This window comes from Mycobacterium sp., assembly GCF_035570115.1.
In the GTDB taxonomy this organism is placed as follows: domain Bacteria; phylum Actinomycetota; class Actinomycetes; order Mycobacteriales; family Mycobacteriaceae; genus Mycobacterium.
In genome coordinates, this window is record NZ_DATMLH010000021.1 from 1 (window position 1) to 5193 (window position 5193).

The following is a 5193-nucleotide window of genomic DNA, read 5'->3' on the forward strand; positions in this document are numbered from 1 at the left end:
CTTCGACTGGGTGCTCGCACCCTACGACGTCACCGCATCCAGGGCACACACCGTAGTGCTGTTCGCGGCCGGGTTGCTCACCGAAGAGCAGCGTGACGGGCTGCTGGCCGGGCTGGACAGCCTCGCCGAGGACGTCGCTGACGGTAGCTTCGGCCCCTTGGTCACTGATGAGGACGTGCATGCCGCGCTGGAACGCGGACTGATCGACCGGGTGGGGCCCGACCTGGGTGGCCGGCTGCGGGCCGGCCGCTCGCGAAACGACCAGGTGGCCACGCTGTTTCGGATGTGGCTGCGGGACGCAATACGGCGAGTGGCCGCGGGTGTGCTCGATGTTGTCGGCGCACTGGCCGCCCAGGCCGCCGCCCACCCGAGGGCCATCATGCCCGGCAAGACGCACCTGCAATCCGCGCAGCCGATCCTGCTGGCACACCATCTGCTCGCGCACGCCCATCCGCTGCTGCGTGACGTCGACCGGATCGTCGACCTCGACGGGCGCACCGCTGTGTCCCCGTACGGTTCCGGCGCACTCGCCGGCTCGTCGCTAGGGCTCGACCCGGACGCGATCGCCGAACAGCTCGGCTTCGCAACGGCAGCCGAGAACTCTGTCGACGCCACCGCGGCAAGAGATTTCGCGGCGGAGGCGGCATTCGTTCTCGCGATGATCGGCGTCGATTTATCGCGCTTGGCCGAGGACATCATCATCTGGAGCACAACCGAATTCGGCTACGTGACCTTGCACGACTCGTGGTCGACCGGCAGCTCGATCATGCCGCAGAAAAAGAACCCCGACATCGCCGAGCTGGCTCGCGGTAAGTCGGGCCGATTGATCGGAAACCTGGCCGGGCTGCTGGCGACGTTGAAGGCTCAGCCGCTGGCGTACAACCGGGACCTGCAGGAAGACAAAGAGCCGGTTTTCGACTCGGCTGCGCAGTTGGAGCTGCTGCTGCCTGCGATGGCTGGACTGGTGAGCAGCCTGACGTTCCACACCGATCGGATGGCGGCGCTCGCTCCGGCCGGATATACCCTGGCGACTGATATCGCCGAATGGCTGGTGCGCCAAGGCGTGCCGTTCCGGCACGCCCATGAGTCGGCCGGGGCGGCCGTGCGGGCCGCCGAAGAGCGCGGGGTCGGGCTGGAGGAGTTAACCGACGATGAGCTGGTCGCCATCAGCAGCGACTTGACTCCGGAGGTGCGCGAAGTGCTCACCATCGAGGGTTCGGTGTCGTCACGCGACGCGCGCGGCGGCACCGCGCCGAGCCGGGTCGAAGCGCAGCTTGAGGCGGTTCATGCTGCCGCCGAACGACTTCGGCAACGGCTGAGCCGCTAGGTTGGCCCGCATGCGGGATCGAACGCGCTGGCCGATACGGTACCCGCCGGGCGATATATTGCTGGCGCTGTATCGTTGCCGCGGCCCAGTGATCAACGCCGGGATCGCCGGGCTGGGCTACACGTTTCTGCTTGGACCGGAGGCGAACAAGTTCGTGTTCGCCAATGCCGACGCGTTCAGTTGGCAGGAAGCATTTCAGGTTCTGGTCCCGGTCGATGGTCCGACAGCATTGGTGGTCAGTGACGGAGCCGACCATCGTCGCAGGCGCAATGCGGTCGCGCCCGCCCTCCATCACCGACAGGTCGGCGAGTACGTGCCGATCATCGCCGCCAACGCTGACGCGGTCATTGATCGTTGGCAGCCGGGGCAGCGAATCGACATCTACGACTCATTACGTCCTGCGGTGCGGCGCAGCATCGCTGAATGCCTTTTCGGTAGTCGTATCGCCGAGCATGCCGACTTTCTCGGTGAACAACTTCAACCCCTGCTTGCGCTGACGTATCGGCCACCGCAGGTGACGCGCATCCAGGAGTGGATCGGTTCACCGGGGTGGCGCCGGGCGATGGCGGCACGGGCTGGTATCGACGACTTTGTGGACCGCCAGGTCGCCGACGCGCGCAGTCATCCCAGGCCCGACGACCACCTGTTGGCCACGCTGATCGACGGCCGCCCCGATGACGGGCAGCCATTGACCCGCAATGAAATTCGCGATCAGGTCGTTTCGTTGATCGCGGCGGGCTACGAAACCACCAGCGGCGCGATCGCGTGGGCCATCTACGCACTGCTGAGCGTTCCGGGCGCCTGGAACCGCGCCGCGGCCGAGGTTGGCCGGGTCTTGGGCACCGGGCCACCGACCGGCCAGAACCTGGCGGCGCTGACTTACCTCAACGGAGTAGTCCAGGAGACGCTACGGCTGTATTCCCCGGGGGTGATCTCGGCCCGCAAGGCCAAACGTGACCTCCAGTTTGAGGGGCACCGGATTCGGGCTGGGCGAATGCTGATTTTCAGCGCGTATGTCACCCACCGAATCAGCGACGTTTGGGCTGAACCCGAAGAGTTTCGCCCCGACCGGTGGGACCCTGCGTCGCCGCGTTATCGACGCCCAGCGCCTCACGAGTTCATCCCGTTCAGCGGGGGCCTGCATCGGTGTATCGGATCGGCAATGGCCACCACCGAGATGACGGTGATGTTGGCTCGGCTGGTCGCCAGGACCACGCTGCGCCTGCCCCCGCAGCGGATCGGGGCACGCAACTTCGCCGCGCTGCGGCCCTGGCCCGGCTTGAACGTTGACGTCGAGCAGGTCGGGACCGGTCAACCACATCGTGGCGAGGGTTCGGCCGATTAGCTCAGTCGAGCACTTCGGACAGTTCCAGCCAGCGGGTCTCCAGCCCGGCAACGTCGTCTTCGAGGCCGCGCAACGCCTGAGTGAGCCGGGTAATGCCGACATGGTCGGACTGGTCATGCTCGGCGAGTTCCTGGTGCTTGGCCGCGATCTGGTCGGCTAGCCGCGCCAGCCTGCGGTCGATCGCGGCGATCTCCTTTTCGGTGGCGCGCAACTCGGCTCCCGAAATCGCCTGTGGCCGAGAGGCGCTGGTGGCCGGTGCCGCGGCACGCTGTGGGCCCGCCTGCGCGGCGAGCCGCAGATACTCGTCGACACCACCGGGCAGGTGTCGCAGCCGGCCATCCAGAATCGCGTACTGCTGATCGGTGACGCGCTCCAGCAGGTAGCGGTCGTGTGAGACGACGATCAATGTGCCCGGCCAGGAGTCGAGCAGATCTTCGGTGGCGGCCAGCATGTCGGTGTCCACATCGTTGGTGGGCTCGTCGAGCAGCAGCACATTGGGCTCGGCCAGCACAGTGAGCATCAGCTGCAGCCGCCGGCGTTGCCCGCCGGAAAGCTCACCGACACGCGCCGATAGCTGGTCGCCGGCGAACCCCAGCCGCTCCAACAACTGCGCCGGAGTGACGTCACGGCCATCGACGTGATAGCCGCTGCGCAGCCGGCCTAGCACGTCGGCGACTCGTTCACCCGCCAGCGGCGCCAGCTCATCGCCCCGTTGGTCGAGGATTCCCAAGCGAACAGTCTTGCCGCGCTTAACGTTTCCGCTGTCGGGTTGCACCTCGCCGGTGATCAGCCCCAGCAGGGTGGATTTACCTGCGCCGTTCGCCCCCACGATGCCGCTGCGTTCACCGGGGCCGATTCGCCATTCGACATCGCGCAGCACGGGGTGGCCGTCGAACGAGACGGACACGTCAAGCAGGTCAACGACGTCCTTGCCAAGCCGCGCGGTGGCAAGCTTCGCCAACTCGACGGTGTTGCGCAGCGGCGGCACATCGGCGATCAGCTGATTGGCCGCATCGATCCGAAACTTCGGTTTGGAGGTGCGTGCAGGGGGACCGCGGCGAAGCCAGGCCAGTTCCTTGCGCATCAGGTTCTGCCGCTTGGCTTCCGCGCTGGCGGCGATCCGGTCCCGCTCGACCCGCTGCAACACGTAAGCGGCATAGCCGCCCTCGAAGGGCTCGACGATTCCGTCGTGCACCTCCCATGTCGTGGTCACCACCTCGTCGAGGAACCACCGGTCGTGGGTCACCAGCAGCAATCCGCCGGCGGTGCGGGCCCAGCGCTGACGTAGGTGATCCGCGAGCCAGGTGATGCCCTCGATGTCGAGGTGGTTGGTTGGCTCGTCCAGCGCGATCACATCCCAGTCGCCGACCAGCAGCGCGGCCAGCTGAACCCGTCGCCGCTGGCCACCGCTGAGCGTGTCAATCCTGGTGTCCCAACCGAGGTCGGCGACCAGTCCGCTGACCACGTCGCGGATGCGCGGATTACCGGCCCACTCGTGGTCGGGCTGATCGCCGACCAGTGTCCAGCCCACCGTGCTCGCCGAATCCAAGGTGTCCGCCTGGCTCAGCGCGCCGACCCGTAAACCGCTGCGCTGCGTCACCCGTCCGGAATCCGGAGCCACCCGACCGGTCAGCAAACCCAGCAAACTGGACTTGCCGTCCCCGTTTCGTCCGACGATGCCAATGCGGTCGCCGTCACTGACCCCAACAGTCATGGACGTGAAGACGACCTGAGTCGGGTACTCCAGGTGCACTGCCTCGGCGCCCAGCAGGTGTGCCACCGTCCCGACCTTACGTGGGCGGTCTGGCCGCCGGACTAGGCCCGATCGTCCGGATCGCCCCCTCGCCGCTGCGCGGCTGGGGGTGCCCCCACACCGGGCCGTCCGGGCCCAGCATCGTCACCGGACTAGGCTGGTGAATGCGCTGGCAGCGTGACCAAAGCCGCGGGCTCACCCCCTGCGATGTGCCATGATGTGCAGGCTGTCAGGCCCGCATGCAGCACAGGATCGTCTCAGTTGGTAGGGAGCGGCGGCATGGATCTGAACTTCTCGGCGGTCACGCGACCGGTTGAGCGTTTGATGGCGACAGCACAGAACGGCCTCGAGGTCTTGCGGCTCGGGGGGCTGGAAACCGGCAATGCTCCGTCCCCGTCTCAGGTCGTGGAGAGCGTGGCGATGTACAAGCTTCGCCGGTACTTCCCACCGGACAGTCGGCCGGGGCACCCGCAGGCCGGCCCGCCGGTGCTGTTGGTGCACCCGATGATGATGTCGGCGACCATGTGGGATGTCACCCGCGAGGACGGGGCTGTCGGCATCTTGCACGCCGCCGGGCTGGATCCCTGGGTCATTGACTTCGGCTCACCCGACCAGGTCGAGGGTGGCATGCGCCGGAATCTGGCCGACCACATCGTTGCGCTGAGCGAGGCGATTGACCTGACCGCAGACGTCACTGGCCAGGATGTGCACCTGGCCGGCTATTCGCAGGGCGGAATGTTCACCTATCAGGCGGCGGCCTACCGGCGC

At 66.9% G+C, this 5193-nt stretch carries 3 protein-coding genes and 1 pseudogene; 3 read left to right on the forward strand and 1 reads right to left on the reverse strand.

The genetic code is table 11. The features are described 5' to 3' along the window. Positions 1-1327, forward strand: a 1327-nt coding sequence (gene argH, locus VNW74_RS01380) for an argininosuccinate lyase (RefSeq protein ID WP_325674816.1), incomplete at its 5' end; no start/stop codon positions are given. Between the two features lie 34 nt (positions 1328-1361). Then, positions 1362-2672 (forward strand): cytochrome P450, encoded by a 1311-nt coding sequence (locus VNW74_RS01385; protein ID WP_325674818.1) that lies wholly within the window; start codon positions 1362-1364, stop codon positions 2670-2672. Position 2673: 1 nt separating this feature from the next. On the opposite strand, the gene VNW74_RS01390 is transcribed toward VNW74_RS01385, so the two are convergent. Then, complete coding sequence (locus tag VNW74_RS01390; protein ID WP_325674817.1) at positions 2674-4452, reverse strand: ABC-F family ATP-binding cassette domain-containing protein; 1779 nt, start codon at positions 4450-4452, stop codon at positions 2674-2676. Between the two features lie 252 nt (positions 4453-4704). On the opposite strand from VNW74_RS01390, the pseudogene VNW74_RS01395 reads away from it, so the two are divergent. Next, a pseudogene (locus VNW74_RS01395) lies at positions 4705-5193 on the forward strand (acyl-CoA synthetase); the annotation flags it as partial.